At 69.0% G+C, this 18,333-nt stretch carries 23 protein-coding genes; 14 read left to right on the plus strand and 9 right to left on the minus strand.

Features of this window, described 5'->3' with window-relative positions; translation table 11 throughout:
- The first annotated feature begins 12 nt into the window (after nucleotides 1-12).
- On the plus strand, nucleotides 13-249 hold the full coding sequence (locus LT974_RS13055; protein ID WP_230891643.1) for an Lrp/AsnC family transcriptional regulator: 237 nt from the start codon (nucleotides 13-15) through the stop codon (nucleotides 247-249).
- On the opposite strand, the gene LT974_RS13060 is transcribed toward LT974_RS13055, so the two are convergent.
- Nucleotides 246-1,292 carry a thiamine pyrophosphate-dependent dehydrogenase E1 component subunit alpha gene (locus LT974_RS13060; protein WP_232588073.1) on the minus strand — a complete coding sequence of 349 codons (1,047 nt, stop codon included), beginning with the start codon at nucleotides 1,290-1,292 and terminating at the stop codon, nucleotides 246-248. The genes LT974_RS13055 and LT974_RS13060 overlap by 4 nt on opposite strands.
- Nucleotides 1,293-1,357: 65 nt before the next feature.
- On the opposite strand from LT974_RS13060, the gene LT974_RS13065 reads away from it, so the two are divergent.
- Complete coding sequence (locus LT974_RS13065) at nucleotides 1,358-1,672, plus strand: hypothetical protein (RefSeq protein ID WP_232588074.1); 315 nt, start codon at nucleotides 1,358-1,360, stop codon at nucleotides 1,670-1,672.
- Here the strand turns inward: LT974_RS13065 and LT974_RS13070 are convergent.
- Both LT974_RS13070 and tmk read right to left on the minus strand, forming a co-directional pair.
- Nucleotides 1,661-2,086, minus strand: coding sequence for a hypothetical protein (locus LT974_RS13070; protein WP_232588075.1), 426 nt, complete (start codon nucleotides 2,084-2,086; stop codon nucleotides 1,661-1,663). The genes LT974_RS13065 and LT974_RS13070 overlap by 12 nt on opposite strands.
- Nucleotides 2,087-2,088: 2 nt before the next feature.
- On the minus strand, nucleotides 2,089-2,679 hold the full coding sequence (gene tmk, locus LT974_RS13075) for a dTMP kinase (RefSeq protein WP_232588076.1): 591 nt from the start codon (nucleotides 2,677-2,679) through the stop codon (nucleotides 2,089-2,091).
- Between the two features lie 252 nt (nucleotides 2,680-2,931).
- Between tmk and LT974_RS13080 the strand changes: the two genes are divergently transcribed.
- From LT974_RS13080 to LT974_RS13110, 7 genes are all read left to right on the plus strand, one after another.
- Nucleotides 2,932-3,837 carry a complex I NDUFA9 subunit family protein gene (locus LT974_RS13080; protein ID WP_232588077.1) on the plus strand — a complete coding sequence of 302 codons (906 nt, stop codon included), beginning with the start codon at nucleotides 2,932-2,934 and terminating at the stop codon, nucleotides 3,835-3,837.
- A gap of 173 nt (nucleotides 3,838-4,010) precedes the next feature.
- Nucleotides 4,011-5,192: a tubulin/FtsZ family protein gene (locus LT974_RS13085; RefSeq protein WP_232588078.1), complete on the plus strand. Its 1,182-nt coding sequence runs from the start codon at nucleotides 4,011-4,013 to the stop codon at nucleotides 5,190-5,192.
- Complete coding sequence (locus LT974_RS13090; protein WP_232588079.1) at nucleotides 5,170-5,955, plus strand: hypothetical protein; 786 nt, start codon at nucleotides 5,170-5,172, stop codon at nucleotides 5,953-5,955. The genes LT974_RS13085 and LT974_RS13090 overlap by 23 nt, the downstream gene beginning before the upstream one ends.
- A gap of 3 nt (nucleotides 5,956-5,958) precedes the next feature.
- A complete protein-coding gene (gene cofC, locus LT974_RS13095) occupies nucleotides 5,959-6,603 on the plus strand; it encodes a 2-phospho-L-lactate guanylyltransferase (RefSeq protein WP_232588080.1) in 645 nt (214 codons plus the stop codon).
- Nucleotides 6,604-6,654: 51 nt separating this feature from the next.
- Nucleotides 6,655-7,107, plus strand: coding sequence for a hypothetical protein (locus LT974_RS13100; RefSeq protein WP_232588081.1), 453 nt, complete (start codon nucleotides 6,655-6,657; stop codon nucleotides 7,105-7,107).
- Nucleotides 7,104-8,228 (plus strand): 7,8-didemethyl-8-hydroxy-5-deazariboflavin synthase subunit CofG, encoded by a 1,125-nt coding sequence (gene cofG / locus LT974_RS13105; protein ID WP_232588082.1) that lies wholly within the window; start codon nucleotides 7,104-7,106, stop codon nucleotides 8,226-8,228. Before LT974_RS13100 ends, cofG begins: the two co-directional genes overlap by 4 nt.
- A 39-nt stretch (nucleotides 8,229-8,267) precedes the next feature.
- Complete coding sequence (locus tag LT974_RS13110; RefSeq protein ID WP_232588083.1) at nucleotides 8,268-10,343, plus strand: adenosylcobalamin-dependent ribonucleoside-diphosphate reductase; 2,076 nt, start codon at nucleotides 8,268-8,270, stop codon at nucleotides 10,341-10,343.
- Here LT974_RS13110 and LT974_RS13115 read toward each other — a convergent pair.
- A complete protein-coding gene (locus LT974_RS13115; RefSeq protein WP_232588084.1) occupies nucleotides 10,340-10,882 on the minus strand; it encodes a metal-dependent hydrolase in 543 nt (180 codons plus the stop codon). The genes LT974_RS13110 and LT974_RS13115 overlap by 4 nt on opposite strands.
- A 19-nt stretch (nucleotides 10,883-10,901) precedes the next feature.
- Nucleotides 10,902-12,275, minus strand: coding sequence for a 7,8-didemethyl-8-hydroxy-5-deazariboflavin synthase subunit CofH (cofH, locus tag LT974_RS13120; protein WP_232588085.1), 1,374 nt, complete (start codon nucleotides 12,273-12,275; stop codon nucleotides 10,902-10,904).
- 150 nt (nucleotides 12,276-12,425) lie between these two features.
- Between cofH and LT974_RS13125 the strand changes: the two genes are divergently transcribed.
- The 4 genes from LT974_RS13125 to LT974_RS13140 all read left to right on the plus strand — a co-directional run bounded on the left by LT974_RS13125 (nucleotide 12,426) and on the right by LT974_RS13140 (nucleotide 15,261).
- The gene (locus LT974_RS13125) at nucleotides 12,426-13,535 is read left to right on the plus strand and encodes a phosphoribosylaminoimidazolesuccinocarboxamide synthase (RefSeq protein ID WP_232588086.1); all 1,110 of its coding nucleotides are present in this window, start codon (nucleotides 12,426-12,428) and stop codon (nucleotides 13,533-13,535) included.
- Entirely contained in the window at nucleotides 13,532-13,870 is a 339-nt protein-coding gene (locus LT974_RS13130; RefSeq protein ID WP_232588087.1) for a VanZ family protein, read from the plus strand. Before LT974_RS13125 ends, LT974_RS13130 begins: the two co-directional genes overlap by 4 nt.
- Before the next feature lie 60 nt (nucleotides 13,871-13,930).
- A complete protein-coding gene (locus tag LT974_RS13135; RefSeq protein WP_232588088.1) occupies nucleotides 13,931-14,080 on the plus strand; it encodes a hypothetical protein in 150 nt (49 codons plus the stop codon).
- Between the two features lie 101 nt (nucleotides 14,081-14,181).
- Nucleotides 14,182-15,261 (plus strand): archaeosine biosynthesis radical SAM protein RaSEA, encoded by a 1,080-nt coding sequence (locus LT974_RS13140; RefSeq protein WP_232588089.1) that lies wholly within the window; start codon nucleotides 14,182-14,184, stop codon nucleotides 15,259-15,261.
- 19 nt (nucleotides 15,262-15,280) lie between these two features.
- Here the strand turns inward: LT974_RS13140 and LT974_RS13145 are convergent, their stop codons facing one another.
- The 3 genes from LT974_RS13145 to purS are packed head-to-tail and all read right to left on the minus strand — an operon-like array spanning nucleotide 15,281 to nucleotide 16,751.
- Nucleotides 15,281-15,772, minus strand: coding sequence for an MOSC domain-containing protein (locus LT974_RS13145; RefSeq protein WP_232588090.1), 492 nt, complete (start codon nucleotides 15,770-15,772; stop codon nucleotides 15,281-15,283).
- 53 nt (nucleotides 15,773-15,825) lie between these two features.
- Nucleotides 15,826-16,500, minus strand: a complete 675-nt coding sequence (gene purQ, locus LT974_RS13150; RefSeq protein WP_232588091.1) for a phosphoribosylformylglycinamidine synthase I — start codon at nucleotides 16,498-16,500, stop codon at nucleotides 15,826-15,828.
- The gene (gene purS, locus LT974_RS13155) at nucleotides 16,497-16,751 is read right to left on the minus strand and encodes a phosphoribosylformylglycinamidine synthase subunit PurS (protein ID WP_230891662.1); all 255 of its coding nucleotides are present in this window, start codon (nucleotides 16,749-16,751) and stop codon (nucleotides 16,497-16,499) included. Before purS ends, purQ begins: the two co-directional genes overlap by 4 nt.
- 134 nt (nucleotides 16,752-16,885) lie before the next feature.
- Between purS and LT974_RS13160 the strand changes: the two genes are divergently transcribed.
- Entirely contained in the window at nucleotides 16,886-17,899 is a 1,014-nt protein-coding gene (locus LT974_RS13160; protein WP_232588092.1) for a formyltetrahydrofolate deformylase, read from the plus strand.
- Here the strand turns inward: LT974_RS13160 and LT974_RS13165 are convergent.
- Nucleotides 17,896-18,318, minus strand: coding sequence for a CBS domain-containing protein (locus LT974_RS13165; protein WP_232588093.1), 423 nt, complete (start codon nucleotides 18,316-18,318; stop codon nucleotides 17,896-17,898). The genes LT974_RS13160 and LT974_RS13165 overlap by 4 nt on opposite strands.
- Nucleotides 18,319-18,333 lie beyond the last annotated feature (15 nt).

Below are 18,333 nucleotides of genomic sequence, written 5' to 3' on the forward strand. Positions count from 1 at the left end.
CGAACGGAGCGTATGGTTCACGCGTTCATCATGGTGAAAACCGGGGCGGGGACGGCCGCCGACGCCCGCGACCGCGTCGCCGACCTCGACGGCGTGGTCGCGTCCCACGTGGTCGCGGGCAAGTACGACGTCATCGCGGAGGTCGAGGGTAGCGAGATGCAGGACGTCCTCGGCACGGTGTCGAACCGCATCGGGACGGTCGCGGGCGTCACCGAGACGAAGACGTACATCTCGCTGTCCGCCGCCTAGAACTCCTGTTCCTGCGGGTCGTGGGTTTCGAGGTGCGACTCCAACCACGCCTTCTGGTCGTCGACGCGGGGCGTGCGCCCGGCGTACGCGTAGTCGAAGACCTCGTCGACGTCCGGTTCGCCGACCGCTTCGGCGGCGTCGATGGCGGCGTCGAGTTCGGCTTCGGCCTCGTCCCAGCAGCCCGCGACGAACTCGTCGTCGACGACGCCCTGCTCGCGGAGGTACGCCTCGTAGCGCTCCAGCGGGTCGGCGGTCCGCCACTCCGGCAAGTCCTCCTCCCCGGAGCGGTAGCGCTCGGGGTCGTCGCTCGTGGTGTGCGCGCCCTGTCGGTACGTGAGGCTCTCGACGAGCACGGGTTCGCCCGCGCGGGCGTCGTCGAGCGCGTCGCCGACGGTCTCGTAGACGGCGACCGGGTCGTTGCCGTCGACCTGCACGCCCTCGAAGCCGTAGGCCTCGGCTTTCACGGCGATGGAGTCGCTCGCGGTCTGTTTCTCGCGTGGCAGCGAGATGGCCCAGTTGTTGTTCTCGCAGAGGAAGACGACGGGCGCGTCGAAGACGCCCGCGAAGTTCATCGCCTCGTGGAAGTCGCCCTCGCTGGTCGCGCCGTCCCCGAAGTACGCGACGACTGCGTCCGCGTCGCCGGTGTAGTTCATCGCCATCCCAGCGCCGACGGCGTGGGGGAGCTGGCTCGCGATGGGGACCGCCTGCGGGAAGTTGTTGACGTCGTGGTCGGAGTGGCACTCAGCGTACCCCCGCCGGAAGAGGAGGATGTCGCTGGCGGGGACGCCGCGGGCGAGCTGCATCGCGTTCGAGCGGTACGTCGGGAACAGCCAGTCGCCGTCGGCCATCGCGTGCGCGGCCCCGACCTGCGAACCTTCTTGCCCGCGGAACGGCGGGTAGCCCGGCATCCAGCCGCGGCGCTGGAGGGAGAGCGCGCGCTCGTCGAACTCCCGCGCGAGAACCATGTCTCGAAATAGGTCGCGTGCGGTCGCCTCGTCGAGGGCGGTGTCGACGAGGACCCGTTCCCCGATAGCACGGTGCATACGGGCCCGTCGACGCACAGTCACTTACCGATAGCGAAAAACGGCCCGGGCACCAAGACAGGGGTATGGTCTCGGTCGTCACCGCCGCCGGCGTCGGCATCATCGTGCTCGTGCACACCGCGATTGCCGCCGTCGGCGCGCGCTACTTCCGCATCACCCTCGCGACGCGCTGGGGGTCGGTGCTGTACACCGCCGTCCTGATTCCGCTCGTCTACGTCGTCACGACGCTCGCGCTCGGCGTGCTCGGGCTCGGCGCGGGCGCGTTCGAGGATCCCGGCCGGCTCATCGTCGTGACGTGGGCGTTCCCGTTCTTCCTCGGGTGGTCTATCGACCTGTTCTGGATTCCCGCTCCCGAGGAATTCGAGGACTCACCGGAGTAGGTGGACGACGAAGAGCGCGGTCAGCGTCGGAGCGACGGTGAGTTCGCCGAACCCCGCCAGCGCCGCGACGGCCTCCCAGACGTAGCCCACGCCCAGCGTGCCGAACGTCGTCGCAGCGACGAGCGCGCCGCCGACGACCCGGACACCGACGACAGCGCTGCTGTCGACTGTGAGCGCGAGCACGGCGTCCACAATATCGAAGAGGAGGACCGCTGCGAGGACAGCACGTTTCGAGACGCGACGCCGCGGCCCCTCTCCGGGTGCGGGCCACAGGATGCGGAAGTTCTCGGGGAACAGCGACGGTAGGCGAATCGGTGGCAGTTTCAGGGAAAGGCCGCCGTCGTCGCTGTCACGGTCGCCGTCGTCGGCACGGTCGATGTGGTCGCCACCGTCTCCGCGGTCGTTGTTGGGCATCGCTACTCGGCGGCGAGTACGCGGTCGAGGACGTCCTCGGCGTCCGCCAGGACTGCCTCCGGGGACTGGGTGGCGTCGATGCGGACGAACCGCTCGGGCTCGTACTCGGCGAGCTGCTCGTAGTTCTCGCGGACGCGACTGAGGAACTCCACCTGCTCGAACTTGTTCGTGGCGCCCGCGCGAGCGGCGCCGGTCTCGGGGTCGACGTCGAAGAACAGCGTGACGTCCGGCGGGCGCGTCCACGGCTGGTGGATGCCGCGGACGTACTCCATCGGGCGGTCGACGACGCCGTCGAGCGCGACGCCCTGGTAGGCGAACCGGGAGTCCGAGTACCGGTCCGAAATCACGACGTCGCCGCGGGCGAGTGCGGGCTCGACGACCCGCGAGAGGTGGTCGGCGTGGTCGGCAGTGAAGAGAAACAACTCCGCGAGGGGGTCGGCGTTGACCTCGGCTTCGGAGCGCCGGACGGCCTCGCCGTACCACGAGTCCGTGGGTTCGTGGGTGAACGTGTAGCCGTCGCAGCGGGCGTCCCGCAGGGCCTCCCAGACCGTGGTCTTGCCGCTGCCGTCGATGCCCTCCAGCGTGACGAGCATGCCCGAACGACGACGACGGACGTACTAACGGCTTCGGGTTCCAGTTCGAGCACGGTTCACTGAAGATGACCTTCTGACGCGGAAAACGACCAGAAATCCCCCGCCCCCTTTCAGTCCCACCCGCTACCGGCTATCGAATGGTCCCCACGAGAGCATAACACGAACTGAACTCCCAGACCCGGCCGTTCCCGCCGATATATTACCCCCTGATGCGGGCATAGTTTTAGGGAGTTGCCGGCCGTCTTCGGTGATATGGACGTGCTGGTCACTGGCGGAACGGGATTCATCGGGACGCATCTGTGCCGGGAACTCGACGAGCGGGGCCACGAGGTGACCGCGCTCTCGCGGCACCCGGAGGAGGCGGCCCTGCCCGACTCCGTGGAGACGGTGGTCGGCGACGTGACCGCCTACGACTCCATCCGGTCGGCCGTCGAGGGCCACGACGCGGTCGTGAACCTGGTGGCGCTGTCGCCGCTGTTCAAGCCCAGCGGGGGCGACGACCGCCACTTCGAGGTCCACCTCGGTGGCACGGAGAACGTCGTCGAGGCCGCCGAGGAAGCGGGCGTCGACTACCTGCTCCAGTTGTCCGCGCTGGGCGCGGACCCGGACGGCTCGACGGCGTACATCCGCTCGAAGGGCCGCGCCGAGGAAGTCGTGCGGAGTTCCGACCTCGCGTACACCATCGTGCGGCCATCGGTCGTGTTCGGCGAGGGCGGGGAGTTCGTCTCGTTCACGAAGCAGTTGACGACGCCGTACGTCACGGGGCTGCCGGGCGGTGGCCGGACGCGGTTCCAGCCCATCTGGGTCGGCGACCTCGTGGGGATGCTCGCGGCCGCAATCGAGGACGAGTCTCACTGGGGGGAGACGTACGAACTCGGCGGCCCCGAGGAGTTGACGCTCGGGGACGTGACGCGGCTGGTCTACCGCTCGGAGGGGAAGTCCGTCCGGATTCTCCCGGTGCCGATGCCGCTGGCGGGTATCGGGATGCGGCTGGCGGACCCGCTGCCGTTCGTGCCGTTCGGCACCGACCAGTACCGGTCGCTGAAGTTCGACAACACGGTCGACGACAACGACGCTGAGGCGTTCGGCGTGGACGAATCCGAGTTGACGACGTTGGATGAGTTCCTCGGTGGAGACGGGGAACACGTCAGCTCGTAGAGAGTAGTCGTCAAGCTTAAACATCCCGAGGGGTCCGGCCGGGAGCGTCCCCAACGGAGAGTCCCAGACTGCGCCCCGTCCGGCGAAAACCAGTTTCGCCGCTGAACCGTCGGACACGTGTCTGCAAAAGCCTTATACCCTCGTTTCTACTCTAATTGTGCAAAGGGTTCCGTATGAAACTGGCAATGATCGGGTTCGGCCAGGCGGGCGGTAAAATACTCGACAAGTTCCTCGAGTACGACAAGCGGCACGACTCCAACATCGTGCGTGCCGCGGTCGCCGTCAACACCGCTAAAGCCGACCTCATGGGCTTGGAGCACGTTCCACAGGAGAATCGCGTCCTCATCGGACAGTCCCGCGTGAAGGGACACGGCGTCGGCGCCGACAACGAACTCGGCGCGGAAATCGCCGAAGAGGACATCGACGAGGTGCAGGGTGCAATCGACTCTATCCCGGTCCACGAGGTCGACGCGTTCCTCGTCATCTCCGGGCTTGGCGGCGGAACGGGCTCCGGCGGCTCCCCGGTCATCGCCAAACACCTCAAGCGCATCTACACCGAACCCGTCTACGGACTCGGCGTGCTGCCCGGCAGCGACGAGGGCGGCATCTACACGCTGAACGCCGCGCGGTCGTTCCAGACGTTCGTGCGCGAGGTGGACAACCTCCTCGTGTTCGACAACGACGCGTGGCGCAAGTCCGGCGAGTCGATGCAGGGCGGCTACGACGAAATCAACGAGGAAATCGTCACCCGCTTCGGCATCCTCTTCGGTGCCGGCGAAGTCGAGCAGGGCGGCGACGTCGCCGAGAGCGTCGTCGACTCCAGCGAAATCATCAACACGCTCGCCGGCGGCGGCGTCTCCACGGTCGGCTACGCCTCCGAAGGCGTCGACAACAACACCTCCGGCAGCGGCCTGCTGTCGCGGTTCACCGGCAGCGACGACAACGCCGTCGAGGACTCCGCCTCGACGACGAACCGCATCACGAGCCTCGTCCGGAAGGCGGCGCTCGGCCGACTCACCCTCCCGTGTGAAATCGAGGGCACCGAGCGCGCGCTGCTGGTCACCGCCGGCCCGCCGAAGTACCTCAACCGGAAGGGCATCGAGCGCGGCCGCAAGTGGCTCGAAGAGCAGACCGGCTCGATGGAGGTCCGCGGCGGCGACTACCCCGTGCCGAACTCCCAGCAGGTCGCGTCAGTCGTCCTGCTGTCGGGCGTGAACAACGTCCCGCGCATCAAGGAGCTACAGGAAGTCGCCATCGAGGCGCAGGACAACATCGACGACATCCGCGAGGAAAGCGAAGAGAACTTGGAGGAATTGGTCGAAGACGACGACGATGAACTTGAACCGCTGTTCTAAGCTAGCGGTCGCTCTCGTCGTCCTCCTCGCGGTCGCCGCGGTCCCGGCAGCTGCCGTCTCGATTAGCGGCGACGCGCCGGGTAGCGTGCAGGCTGGCGCACAACAGGAGACGACGTTCACCGTCGCCGACCCCTTCGAGAGCTACGAGGAGTGGACGCTCCAGGCGGAGACGGACCTGACCGACGTCACGTGGCAGATCGTCACGTTCGACAACGCGGGCAACCAGATCGACGAGGCGACGCTCACGGGGCAGTCGGTGAGCTACGACTTCGCGGCGTCCAGCGGCGCGGTACGCGCCGAAGTCACCATCGTCGGCACGGTGCCGTCGTCGAACGCGTGGTCGTGGAGCTACGACCCCGCGCAGACGATTACGTACGCGGAGTTCGTGCAGGCCCAATCCGGCGGTGCCAGCAACACGCTGGAAACGTACAGCACGCGGCCGTACACGACCGCGAGCCAGGAGGCACGCACCGCCATCAGTGACGCCGAGGCCGCCATCGAGAAGGCCGAGAGCGCCGGCGCGAGTGTCGGCGGCGCGAAGAGCGACCTCCAGGACGCCATCGAGTTCTACAACGGTGGCAACTTCGAGCAGGCGATTAGCAACGCCGAGCAAGCCGAGTCCGCCGCGAACAGCGCGGCGTCGTCGGCCGAGCGCACCGACCTCATCATCATGGTCGCCGCGGCGCTGGTCGTCCTGCTGTTGCTGGCTGGGGGCGTCTACTGGTACCTCCAGCAGCGCGACAGCTACGACAAACTCGGCTGAGGGATGCGAACCCTCGTCCCGTTCGACCCGACGAACCCGAACACGCGCCTCTCTTCCCTTCTCTCCGACGACGAGCGCCGAGCGTTCGCCACGGCGATGCTAACCGACGTTCTCACCAGCATCCGCCGAGCGGGTGGCGCGCCGACCGTGCTGGCGACTGCGCCACTCGACACCGACGTGGACGCGCCAGTAGCGGTCGACGACCGGTCGCTCTCGGTCGCGGTGAACGACGCACTCGCCGACGAACTCCCGGCTGCGGTTGTGATGGCGGACCTCGCGCTCGCTACGCCGGACGCCCTCTCGCGGATGTACGACGCCGACGCCGACGTGGTCGTCGCGCCGGGTCGCGGTGGCGGGACGAACGCGCTCGTCGTCCGCCACCCCGATTTCGGCGTGGACTACCACGGCACCTCGTTTCTCGACCACCTCGCCGCCGCCGACGCGGTGGGAGCGTCCGTCGAAACGGTGGACTCGTTCCGGCTCGCCGTCGACGTCGACGAGCCCGCCGACCTGCTCGACGTGCTCGTACACGGTGACAGCGCGGCCGACCAGGGGGAGGCCACGAGCCGCGCAGCCGCCGACTGGCTCCGCAACGCGGGCTTCCGGGTCGCCGTCGCGGACGGTACACCCGAGGTTGTCCGGGACTGACGCGGGCTGAGGAACCAAACGCCTAAACGACGGCCAGCCGACCGCACGGGTATGCAGCCGTTGCAACTCGCGCGGGCGGCCGCGGCGCTGCTCGGGCTGGCAGTGCTGGCGGCGGCGCTGTTCCAGGCCGTGCTGGCGACGCTGGCCGAACTCGGCGTGCCGTCGTGGGCGGCGTCGCCGACGGCCGTCGGCGCGGTGCTGCCGCCGGTGCTCGCGCTCGCGGACGCGTACACGCCGCTGGGGAGCCACGGCCGGACGGCCGCGCTCCGCGAGCGGCCCGCCACCCGTCTCGCCGCGGACGCGCTGCTGGCGGCGGCGGTCGGCGGCGTCGTCGGCTACGCGGGCAGCCAGCTCCTCCTCTCCGCGAGCGCGAGCAGTCTCGCGGAACTCGTCGTGGTGTCGGGGGCGTCGCTTTCGGGGTACGCGACGTTCGTCGCGCGGAACCTCGACGCGTACGCCGGCCGGGGCCCGGAGCCGGACGTCGAGGAGGAGATGCGGCCGTGAGTTCGATTCCGGGGGCGGACGCGTACGGCGTCGACGTCGAGATTCGAGACGCCGACCGGGAGGCCGCGCTCGCGGTCCGTCCCGAGGACGTCGAGACCGCCGAGGAGTTGACGTTCGCGCGCAACGTCTTCGTGCCGCTGACGACCGCGTGCCGGTACACGTGCACGTACTGCACGTACTACGACCCGCCCGGCGAAGCCGAACTGATGAGTCCCGAGGCCGTCCGGGAGACGTGTCGGACTGGCTCGGCGGCGGGCTGCACGGAGGCGTTGTTCACGTTCGGGGACGACCCCGACGACCGCTACACCGAAGTCCACGACCAGCTCGCCGAGTGGGGGTTCGACTCCATCCACGACTACCTCCGGCGCGCCTGCGAAATCGCCCTGGAAGAGGGACTGCTGCCGCACGCGAACCCCGGCGACCAGACGCGCGAGCAGATGGCCCACGTCGCGGACGTGAACGCGTCGATGGGCGTGATGCTGGAGACGACGGCGGACGTGCAGGCCCACGGCGGGCCGCGCGCGAAGAACCCCGGCCAGCGCCTGCACACCATCGAAGTGGCGGGCGACCTCGGCGTGCCGTTCACGACGGGCATCCTCGTCGGCGTCGGCGAGGACTGGGGCGACCGCGCGGACAGCCTGCTCGCGATTCGGGCGCTCCACGAGCGCTACGGCCACGTGCAGGAGGTCATCGTCCAGCCGGTCAGCCCGAACGAGCGCTGGACCGAGGACCCGCCGAGCCGCGAGACGATGCGGCGCACGGTGGCGATGGCGCGCGCGGTGCTGCCCGAGGACGTGGCAGTACAGGTGCCGCCGAATCTCGCGGACGCCCGCGCGCTGCTGGACTGCGGCGTCGAGGACTTGGGTGGCGTCTCCCCGGTGACGAAAGACCACATCAATCCCGACTACGCGTGGCCCGCGCTGCGCGAACTGGAGGACATCGCCGACCACGGCGGCGTCCCGCTGCGCGAGCGCCTCCCGGTCTACGAGCGCTTCCTCCCCGAGGACGGGCGCGAGAACGAGTGGGTGAGCGAGCGCATCGGGCGCGCCATCGAGTCCGGCGAGCGGTATCAGGCGGTGCTGTCGGGCGAACCGCTGGACGCGCACGGCCCCCAACACTAACCGCGCGGGCGTCGAAATTCGGGTAACGCGGCTAGTCCCATGCCCGAGGACGTCACGCTCCCCCGGAAGCGCGTGCGCGCCGACACGGTCGAGGAACGGCTCACGGACAACGCCGTCGAACACATTCTGCCGGCGCGGTACCTGCTCCGCGACGAGACCGGCGAGGTCGTGGAAACGCCCGCGGAGCTGTTCGAGCGCGTCGCCGACGCCGTCGCCAGCCCGGAAGACGACGCGGCGTTGTGGAGCGACCGGTTCTACGAGCTGCTGACGGGCCTGGAGTTCGTGCCGAACTCGCCGACGCTGATGAACGCGGGCGGGCCGCTCGGCCAGTTGTCGGCGTGCTTCGTGATGTCGCCGGAGGACGACTTGGACGACATCTTCGAGACGGTGCGGCGGGCGGCCCGCGTGTTCCAGTCGGGTGGCGGCGTCGGGTACGCGTTCTCGGAGCTGCGGCCGCGCGGCGACGTCGTCGCGGAGACCGGCGGCGTGGCGTCCGGGCCGGTGTCGTTCATGCGCGTCTACGACCAGATGTGCGAGACGGTGAAGTCGGGCGGGAAACGACGTGGCGCGCAGATGGGCGTGTTGCGCGTTGACCACCCGGACGTCGGGCGATTCTGCGTGGCGAAACGCGAGGAGGGCGAGCTGGAGAACTTCAACGTCTCCGTGGCGATCACCGACGACTTCCTCGACGCCCTGGACGCGGGCGAGGCGTACGAGCTCACGAACCCGCGGACGGGCGGAGTCCACGAGGTGACAGAGGCGACCGCGCAGTTCTACAACGCGAGCCACGCGGACGCCGACCCGCGGGTAGTCCCACAGAACTTCTGGCGGGACTACGGGGACAGCGTCGCGGGCGTCGACGAGTTCCGGGGCGACCTCGTGGAAGTTGGCGAGCCGATGACACTCCCAGCTAAATTCGTCTGGCGGCTACTCGTCGACGGCGCGTGGCGGAACGGCGAACCGGGCGTGTTCGCGGTCGACCGCGCGAACCGCGAGCACTCCTTCGACGTCGACGAGCACCCCGAGCATCGCATCGAGGCGACGAACCCCTGCGGCGAGCAGCCCCTCGAAGACTTCGAGGCGTGCAACCTCGGGCACGTGAACCTCTCGCTGATGGCAGCCGAGGACGCGCCGCTATGGGGTGAGTTCGAGCACGACGGCGACCTCGAAGCGCGCGTGGACGCGTTCCTCGACGAAGCGCTCGACACCGAACGCCTGGACCGCGTGACGCGCTGGGGGACGCGCTTTCTGGACGACGTGGTGACGGCCAGCGACTTCCCGCTGCCCGAAATCGAGCAGACGGTCTCGGAGATGCGGAAGGTTGGCTTGGGCGTGATGGGGTTCGCGGAGCTACTCGTCCAGTTTGGCGTGCGCTACGGCAGCGACGCGGGCGTCGAAATCGCCGACCGGGTGATGGCGCACATCGACCACGTCGCGACGGAGACGAGCCGCGAACTCGCCGCCGAGCGCGGGAAGTTCCCGAAGTGGGACGAGTCGAAGTACGCCGAGCCGACGGCGTATCCGGAGTGGTTCCGCCGGCACACGGCCGAGGACCCCGGAGCGTGGGCGGACGGCTACCCGATTCGGAACCACGGCGTGACGAGCGTCGCGCCGACCGGCACGACCTCGATGATAGCCAACACCTCGGGGGGTTGTGAGCCCATCTACGAGGTCGTCTACTTCAAGAACGTCGGCCGGGACGTGCAGGGAGCCGAGCCGCTCGTGGAGTTCGACGACTACTTCCTGCGCGTGCTGGAGGCCAACGGCGTGGACGTCGACGCCGTCGAGGCGGAAGCCAAGCGCCTCCTCAAGGCGGGCGAGTTCGAGGGCGCGCAGTCGCTGTCGGTCCCCGACGAGATTTTGGAATTGTTCCCGACCGCGCGCGAACTCCCGATGGACGCCCACGTGCGGGTGCAGGCGGCGTTCCAGGCGCACGTGGACGGCGCGGTCTCGAAGACCATCAACGTCGCCCACGACGCCACCCGCGGGGACGTCGCGGCCGCGTACCGGCGCGCCATCGACCTCGGCTGCGTCGGCGTCACCGTCTACCGCACGGGCTCGCGAACGGCGCAGGTGCTCACGACGAAGCCCGAGGAGACCGGGAGCGTCGACTAGTCCAGCAGGTCGGGGAGGCGCTTGCGGGCGAGCGCGTAGCCGACCGACACCGCGAGCATTCCGACTGTGAGCCGTCGCACGAGTCCGTCGTACAGCGCGAGCCCCGGAATCGAGAGCACGACGGCGGCGAGCAGGTCCTCGGGCGCGCCGTCGTAGCGAATCCAGCGCCGCGGGCGAATCCACTGACTGCGGGTGTGGGAGTAGACCCCGCGCTGGTCGTCGTTCACCCACGGGCGCGCGCCGAGCCCGCCGCCGAGCGCGTCGGTGACGGAGTGGACGGCCGCCGACAGCACGAAGAACGCGGCAGCGACCGTGAGCGCCGACGGCGAACCGACGGCGATGCCGAACGCCGCGGCGGCCAGCGGCCAGTAGTGCTCGGGATAGTGCAGCGTCTTCCGGTGTTCGAGCACGCCCAGGTCGAGGTCCGGGAAGACGCCGCCGGCCATCGCGGCGAGCGCGGCGGGCACGGCGAACTCGGGCGCGACCCAGAACAGCGGCGTCGCGAGCAGGACGCCCATCGCGGCGTGGGTCGTGGCCATCACGGCTGGCTCCCTCCCATCAGTCGTCGGCGCTCGCGGTGCCGCGCGAGCCGTCGGTGTCGCGGTCGGGAACGAGCGGCGTGCCGTCGGCCTGCGGGCCGAGCTGTGGGCCGAGCGTGTCGGCGTCGGGGTCGAGGACGCGGCGCTCGGTGTAGTCCGTGGAGCGCTCGACGGGCGTGCGGCCGATGGCCGAAATCATGTCGGCGTAGTCGGCGACCGAGCGGAACTCGCCGTGTTGGCCGCCCGCGCGCTTCGTAATCTCCTCGCTGAGGATGGTGCCCATGAAGTCGTCGGCGCCGCAGTTCAGGAGTTTCAGGCCCTTCGCGTTCCCGAACTTCACCCACGACGACTGGATGTGCTCGATATTGTCCAGGTAGAGGCGCGCGACGGCGACGAGGAGTTCGTCCTCGGCGTCGCTCGCCCCGGTTTCGACGACGCCACGGTCGTACAGCGGCGTCTCCTGATGGATGAAGGATAGCGGGACGAACTCCGTGATGTTACCGGTGCGGTCCTGGAGGTCCCGAATCACGTCGAGGTGGCGGACGCGGTGGGCAACGTTTTCGACGTGGCCGTACATCATCGTCGAGGTCATCGGGAGGCCGACGTCGGCGGCGGCCTCCATCGCGGCGACCCACTCGCCGGTGTCGATTTTCCCGGGGCAGATGACGTCCCGCACTTCGTCGACGAGGATTTCGGCGGCCGTCCCGGGAACGGTGTCGAGGCCGGCGTCGGCGAGTTCGCGGTAGACGTGGCGGTAGCTCCAGTCGACGCCGCGCTGGGCGTGGTGGGCTTCCTCGGGAGTCATCGAGTGGACGTGCGCGCCGGCGTCGCTCATCGCCGCGATTTGCTCGACGTACGTGTGCGGGTCGGTGGTGTAGCGCTCGGGCGGCTTGTAGTTGTGCTCGGGGTCGTCGGGGTCGAGGGCGGCGCGGTGGTCGTCGTTCAGGCCGAACGCGGGGTGGAGCCCCGAGACGGAGGTGACCTCGTAGACGCCGCGCTCGACGGCGTCTTTCACGACGTCGTGGGACTCCTGGGGCGTCTTCGTGAAGCCGGCGTGGTCGTCGGGTTCGTCGACCTCGAAGTTGTGCGCGGTGTCCTTGAAGTTGCAGAACAGACAGCCCGTGTTGCAGGCCGTGGTGACGTTGTTGTTGACGTTCGCGACGAACGTCACCTCGTCGCCGACGACCTCGGCGCGGCGGCGGTCGGCGGCTTCGAGGACGAGTTCCTTCCGCCGCGGGTCGATGCCTTCGGTGTCTGTGCCGGTGGTGATGAGTTCGATGCCGTCCGCGACGGAGAGCCGGCGGCCGTCGCGGGCGTTCGCCAGCGCGTTCTCGAACGACTGGTCGGTCTCGGGGACCACGTCGAAGTCGAACTCGCTGGCGGCGTCGGACATGTTCGAATCCACCGCGGCCACCGCCAAAAAGCCTGCCACAGCGGCCACCCCTTCGAAGTGATGCGCGAACGTGAACATCTCCACTCGAAGTGCTGGGGTTGTGGGCACGGGAGTGAAAGATTCATGGTGGTTGCCGTCGCGCATACAGCCATGACGAGCGTCAAAACCCTCCGCGTGGAAGCCGGGGCGACGCGGGACGCGCTGGGCCGGGGCGTCTTCGAGTTCAGCGACCGCTACTCGGTGTTCGACTGGGGGGAGATGCCCGACCTGATTCCGGGGAAGGGCGCGAGCCTCTGCACGATGGGCGCGTTCAACTTCGAACTCCTCGAAACCGAGGGCGTCCCTACACACTACCGGGGGGTCCGCGCGGAACCACGTTCCGCGGAACGTGCGAGCGGGGAGCGCAGCGACCCGCGAGCGGACAGCGACGGCGAGACCGTCGCGCTGGCGGACGCCGACGAACCGCCGACGGAGATGGAAATCGCGCTCACGCAGGTTCCGGACCTCCCCTTCGAGGGCCACGACGCCGACGGGACCAACGGGGAAGCCATCCACGGCGGCTACGACTACGGCGCGTACCACGCCGCCGCGGACGGCAACTACCTCGTGCCGCTGGAAGTCGTCTTCCGGAACAGCGTGCCCGTCGGGTCGAGCCTCCGCAAGCGCCGCGACCCCGGAGAGTTCGACCTCGACTACGCGGAGTGGCCCGAGGGGCCAGTCGACCTCCCCGAACCCGTCGTGGAGTTCTCCACGAAGTACGAGGAGCAGGACCGCTACCTCTCGCGCGAGGAGGCCGACGCCATCGCGGGCCGCGCGAGCATCGAGGAGCTGGAGGGGCTGGCGCGCCGCGTGAACGAGGTCGTCACCGAGCGCGCCGAGAAGGTCGGCTTCACGCACGAGGACGGGAAAATCGAGTGCCTCTACGTGGACGGCGAGGTGCAGGTCGCGGACGTCGCGGGGACGTTCGACGAGAACCGCTTCGCGTACGAGGGCCGAGAAGTATCGAAGGAGGTCGTCCGGCAGTACTACAAGCGCACCGACCCCGTCTGGGTCGACGCCGTCAGCACGGCCAAAGCAGAAGCAGACGAGCGCGGCGTCGCGGATTGGCGCGAACTCTGCGAGGCGTCCCCGGACCCGCTCCCCGCGGACCTCGTGCAGGCGACCGCGGACATGTACGCCGCGGGCGCGAACCGCTATACGGGCCACGAGTGGTTCGACGCGCCGCCGCTGGCCGACGCGCTCGCCGCGTTCGAGGAGTGACGCCGCGACGCTGGCGCGTCCTCGCGGTGGTCTCGATAGCCGCCGTGCTCGCGGGGTCGCTCGCGCCCGGCGCGACAGCCGGCGGGCTGCCCGCGGGTGTGGACAAATTCCTCCACGCCGCCGGCTACGCGATGATTGCGCTCTCGCTGGCGGGCGCGCAGCGAGCCGAGACGGGGCGGACACTCGTTTCTATCGTACTCGCTACGGCGCTGCTCGGCGTCGGCATCGAGGTCGTCCAGCCGCTCGTCGGCCGGACCGCGAGCCTCCTCGACGCCGTCGCGAATCTCCTAGGCGCGACGGCCGGCGCGTTCGGCTGGTGGGTCCGGACGAACTGACTGCGGTCGACACCCGCCGCGACCACGAAGTACATCAACGCGGAGCCGCGAGCCACAGACATGTTGAAGCACGCGACAGTCATCGACGCGACAGTCGGCCGGAGCTCGCAAATCGGCGTCTCGACGCCCGACGAAGACGAAGACGGCGAGGAGCAGCGCGCGGCATCAGTTGCTCGGCTGGTGTCGTGGTGTCGTCGTCTCGGTCTCTGATTCTCGGAACCCCGCGATTCGACGGCAAAACCGTCCGTTCTCGACGTGCGGACGAACGACCAGACGAAGCCGCTTTACGCCCGCGACGACACCAACTAGCCATGAGCGAGCCGAGCGCGGAGGTCTACGAGCAGGGGCGTGGGATGGACGCCCACAACAAGGTGATGCGGGAGCTGCGCGACGAGAAGGGCGCGAAAGACTACGCGCCCGACGAGCCGACGCGCGTCTGGCTAGACGAGGACAACACGCCGGACGGCGTCTACCAGAGCCTCACCATCATCCTCAACACCGGCGGGTGCCGGTGGGCACGCGCCGGCGGTTGTACGATGTGCGGGTACGTCGCCGAGTCCGTGGAGGGCGGGACGGTCGCCCACGACGACCTGATGGCGCAAGTCGACGCCTGCCTCGAACACGAGCAGGACGAAGCCGACGAGGAGAGCGGCCTGATAAAAATCTACACGAGCGGGTCGTTCCTCGACGAGCGCGAGGTGCCCGCCGAGACGCGGCAGGCCATCGCCGAGACGTTCGCGGACCGCGAGCGCATCGTCGTGGAGAGCCTCCCGGACTTCGTCGACAAGGCGAAAATCGAGGACTTCACCGCAGTCGGCCTGGAGACGGACGTCGCCGTCGGCCTGGAGACCGCGACGGACCGCGTGCGCCACGACTGCGTGAACAAGTACTTCGACTTCAGCGACTTCGAGGCGGCCTGCGCGGAGGCCCGGCAGGCGGACGCCGGCGTGAAGGCGTACCTGCTGATGAAGCCGCCGTTCCTCTCCGAGTCCGAGGCCGTCGAGGACATGAAGAAGTCCGTGCGGGAGTGCTCGGAAGTCGAGGGCTGCCACACGGTGTCGATGAACCCGACGAACGTCCAGCGGTACACGATGGTCGACCAACTACACTTCCGTGGGGGCTACCGGCCACCGTGGCTCTGGTCGGTCGCGGAGGTGCTGGAATCCACCGCGGACGCCGACGCCATCGTCGTCTCCGACCCGGTCGGCCACGGCAGCGACCGCGGCCCGCACAACTGCGGGGAGTGCGACGACCTCGTGCAGGAAGCAATCAAGGACTTCGACCTCCGGCAGGACCCCTCCGTGTTCTCGGAAGTGTCCTGTGAGTGCGAGGCGACGTGGGACGCGGTCGTCGAGCGCGAGACGAGCTACAACCTCCCGCTCGCCGAGTAGCGCGGACCTCGGTTACAGTTCAGTCGAGCGGTTCGACCGTGTCGCCGGGGCGAATCACGCCCGTTTCGAGCACGTCGGCCCGGAGGCCGCCGCGGTGCGCGAGCGCGTCGAGGACGTCTTCTCCGAGGAGGTCCTGCAGGTACTCGCAGGGTTCGCACAGCCGGTGGCCTCGGCAGACGACGCTACCGACCCGGAACCGCGTGCCGACGAGGTGGTTCAGCGCGACGTCCTGCGTGACGACGTTCCGGCGGTGCTCGCCGGGCGCGAGTTCGATGCCCGCCTCGCGCTCGATTGCCTCCACGGCTTCCGACTCGATGAGCGTCAGGTCGTAGCCGTCCTTTCGGTCCTCGTCGGCGTCCCACGTGACGAACGTCCCCGTCTCGATGTCGCTGAAGTAGCGGTCGCCGCGGAGGCCGCGTCCGGCGACGGCTTCGACGTCGCTGCGCTCGACCATCTCGACGCCGGCGTCCGGCGCAGTGTAGATTCGTTCGGCAGTGCCCACACCGTTCATACGCACCGAGTGGGTCTCTGGGGAGAAATACGTTCGCCGCGCGCCGACTCGTGTTACGCGAACGCGTCGAGGACGCCCTGTCCGTCCGTGAGTCCGAGTTCGGGGAGCGTCGCGCGCTCGGGGTGAGGCATCAGGACGGCGACGGACTCGTGCTCACCGAGCACGCCCGCGACCGCGCCCGTGGAGCCGTTCGGATTCGCAGTGTCGGATACCTCGCCGTCCGCGTCGCAGTAGCGGAACAGCACGCGGTCCTCGCTGACGAGGTCGTCGTAGCGCTCGTCGTCGATTTCGAAGCGCCCCTCGCCGTGCGCGATGGGGAGCGTGAGGACGTCGCCTTCGTCGTAGGCGGCCGTGAACGGCGTGTCGGCGTTCTCCACGCGGACGTTGACGTGCTCGCACTGGAAGCGCGCGCTCGCGTTCGTCGTGAACGCGCCCGGCGTGAGCTTCGACTCGCAGCCGATTTGCGCGCCGTTGCAGACGCCGAGGACGGGCACGCCGTCGTCGGCGAGGTCGCGCACGTCGTCCATAATCGGGGAGTGCGCGGCCATCGCGCCGGCGCGGAGGTAGTCACCGTACGAGAAGCCGCCGGGGAGGACGACGCCCGTGGTGTCGGCGGGGAGGTCGTCCTCGTGCCAGACGATTTCGGCGTCGACGTCGACGTGCGCGAGCGCGCGGACGGCGTCCCGGTCGCAGTTCGAGCCGCCGAAGCGGATAACGGAAACTGTCATTCTGCTGCTTCGACGGTTACGTCGTAGTCGTGGATGGTTGGGTTCGCGAGCAGACGGTCGGCCATTTCGCCTGCGCGGGCGGCCGCTTCGTCGCTGTCGGCAGCGTCGAGGTCGATTTCGAAGCGGTCCGCCGACCGCAGGTCCCCGAGCTCGAAGCCGAGGCGTTCGAGGGCTTTCTGGGTGGTCTCGGCTTCCGGGTCGAGGACCCCGTGCTTGAGTCGGACCGTCACCGTCGCGGTGTACGCGGTCATCGCGCTGATGTGTGCGTTCGTGGTCAAAGACTCTTTTGGAAGTGTTCGAAGATACACGAACGTGCCTACTGTCGGCTGCGCCGATTCCTGCGCGAAGGACGCCGCTTATGTCCGACGACGCCCTGGGGGCGTGTATGCCGAAGCCGAACGGCAGTCCAGAGACGGCAGCGACGACGAACGACCTGACCGAAATCACGGTCGTCGGAGCCGACCGCACGGGAATCGTCGCCGAAGTCACTGGACTGCTGTTCGAACACGGGGTCAACGTCGAGGACATCGAGCAGACCGTCCGCGACGGCGTCTTCCGCATGACGCTGCTGGCCGACACCAGCCCCATCGACGACGCCGACGACCGCTGGGAGGCCGAGGACGAAGCCGAGCCCGCCGACCTCGCGGGCGACGCGACGACGCGCGCGGCGTTCCGCGAGCGCCTCGCCGACATCGGCGACCAACTCGGCGTCGACGTCCGCGTGCGCTTCCCCGACGAACGCGACGAGGGCGTCGCCGTCCTCGTCACCAAGGAAGACCACTGCCTGCGCGCGCTGTTGGACGCCGACTTCGACGCCGAAGTTCGCGTGGTCATCGGGAACCACCCCGACCTCGAATCCGTCGCGCGCGAGCACGACGTCCCGTTCTACGACGTCGGCGACGGCACCGGTACCCCGGACGAGGAGCGCCTGCTCGACCTGCTCGACGAGTACGACGTCGACCTCGTCGTGCTCGCGCGGTACATGCGCATCCTCAGCCCGGACGTCGTCTTCCGGTACGCCGGCCGCATCATCAACATTCACCCGAGCCTGCTGCCCGCATTCCCCGGCGCACAGGCCTACCGGCAGGCCGTCGAAGAAGGCGTCCGCGTCGCGGGCGTCACCGCCCACTACGTCACCACGGACCTCGACCAGGGCCCGATTCTCACCCAACGCGCGTTCGACGTGCCGCCGACGGCGACCGTTCAGAACGTGAAAGACCGCGGGCAGCCCCTCGAAGCCGACGCGCTCGTCGAAGCCGTCCGCGTCCACCTCGCCGGCGACGCGACGGTCCGCCGCGGCAGCGTCGAAGTCACCGGCGACCACCAGTTCGGGATGCCCGACGAAGCCAGCGCGGCGAATCCCGATAGGCCCGTGGACGCGCCGCCCGCCGACGACTAGTCCGCCCACTCGTCGCGGCGCTCGTCGGCCTCGCGGGCCGCCGCGAGCAGGTCGGCCTGCGCTTCGAGGAGGTCCGTCGCCGTGACGATGCCAACGAGGTCGAGCCCGTCCGCGGCCGGGAGGTGGTGGATGCCGTAGTCGAACATCCGCGCGGCCGCCGCGCGCACGGTCGCCGACGGCTCGACAGTTATCAGCGGGCGGCTCGCGGCGGCGTAGACCGGAATCTCGCTGAGCGGCCGGTCGTACTCGTGGCCAGCCTCCATCACGTCCACCTTCGTGAGAATCCCCGCCGGGTTGCCGTCCTTCTCGACAACGACGCTACCTGTCCCCTCGTCGAGCATCCGTCCGACGGCCTCGCGGACGCTGTCGTCGGCCGGCGCCGCGAGCACGTCCGTGGACATCACCTCGCTCACCCGCATAGGTAATTGTTCACA

Source organism: Halobacterium noricense (genome assembly GCF_021233435.1).
In the GTDB taxonomy this organism is placed as follows: Archaea; Halobacteriota; Halobacteria; order Halobacteriales; family Halobacteriaceae; genus Halobacterium; species Halobacterium noricense.

Excerpts from the sequence above, each read along its gene's own strand:
- LT974_RS13125 (WP_232588086.1), top strand. The coding sequence starts at position 12,426 with ATGACGAGCGTCAAAACCCTCCGCGTGGAAGCCGGGGCGACGCGGGAC.
- LT974_RS13100 (WP_232588081.1), top strand. The coding sequence starts at position 6,655 with ATGCAGCCGTTGCAACTCGCGCGGGCGGCCGCGGCGCTGCTCGGGCTG.
- LT974_RS13060 (WP_232588073.1), bottom strand. The coding sequence starts at position 1,292 with ATGCACCGTGCTATCGGGGAACGGGTCCTCGTCGACACCGCCCTCGAC.
- LT974_RS13065 (WP_232588074.1), top strand. The coding sequence starts at position 1,358 with ATGGTCTCGGTCGTCACCGCCGCCGGCGTCGGCATCATCGTGCTCGTG.
- cofC (WP_232588080.1), top strand. The coding sequence starts at position 5,959 with ATGCGAACCCTCGTCCCGTTCGACCCGACGAACCCGAACACGCGCCTC.
- LT974_RS13090 (WP_232588079.1), top strand. The coding sequence starts at position 5,170 with ATGAACTTGAACCGCTGTTCTAAGCTAGCGGTCGCTCTCGTCGTCCTC.
- purQ (WP_232588091.1), bottom strand. The coding sequence starts at position 16,500 with ATGACAGTTTCCGTTATCCGCTTCGGCGGCTCGAACTGCGACCGGGAC.
- purS (WP_230891662.1), bottom strand. The coding sequence starts at position 16,751 with ATGACCGCGTACACCGCGACGGTGACGGTCCGACTCAAGCACGGGGTC.
- LT974_RS13070 (WP_232588075.1), bottom strand. The coding sequence starts at position 2,086 with ATGCCCAACAACGACCGCGGAGACGGTGGCGACCACATCGACCGTGCC.
- LT974_RS13115 (WP_232588084.1), bottom strand. The coding sequence starts at position 10,882 with ATGGCCACGACCCACGCCGCGATGGGCGTCCTGCTCGCGACGCCGCTG.
- tmk (WP_232588076.1), bottom strand. The coding sequence starts at position 2,679 with ATGCTCGTCACGCTGGAGGGCATCGACGGCAGCGGCAAGACCACGGTC.
- LT974_RS13135 (WP_232588088.1), top strand. The coding sequence starts at position 13,931 with ATGTTGAAGCACGCGACAGTCATCGACGCGACAGTCGGCCGGAGCTCG.
- LT974_RS13085 (WP_232588078.1), top strand. The coding sequence starts at position 4,011 with ATGAAACTGGCAATGATCGGGTTCGGCCAGGCGGGCGGTAAAATACTC.
- LT974_RS13080 (WP_232588077.1), top strand. The coding sequence starts at position 2,932 with ATGGACGTGCTGGTCACTGGCGGAACGGGATTCATCGGGACGCATCTG.
- LT974_RS13110 (WP_232588083.1), top strand. The coding sequence starts at position 8,268 with ATGCCCGAGGACGTCACGCTCCCCCGGAAGCGCGTGCGCGCCGACACG.
- LT974_RS13160 (WP_232588092.1), top strand. The coding sequence starts at position 16,886 with ATGCCGAAGCCGAACGGCAGTCCAGAGACGGCAGCGACGACGAACGAC.
- LT974_RS13165 (WP_232588093.1), bottom strand. The coding sequence starts at position 18,318 with ATGCGGGTGAGCGAGGTGATGTCCACGGACGTGCTCGCGGCGCCGGCC.
- LT974_RS13055 (WP_230891643.1), top strand. The coding sequence starts at position 13 with ATGGTTCACGCGTTCATCATGGTGAAAACCGGGGCGGGGACGGCCGCC.
- LT974_RS13145 (WP_232588090.1), bottom strand. The coding sequence starts at position 15,772 with ATGAACGGTGTGGGCACTGCCGAACGAATCTACACTGCGCCGGACGCC.
- cofH (WP_232588085.1), bottom strand. The coding sequence starts at position 12,275 with ATGTCCGACGCCGCCAGCGAGTTCGACTTCGACGTGGTCCCCGAGACC.
- LT974_RS13140 (WP_232588089.1), top strand. The coding sequence starts at position 14,182 with ATGAGCGAGCCGAGCGCGGAGGTCTACGAGCAGGGGCGTGGGATGGAC.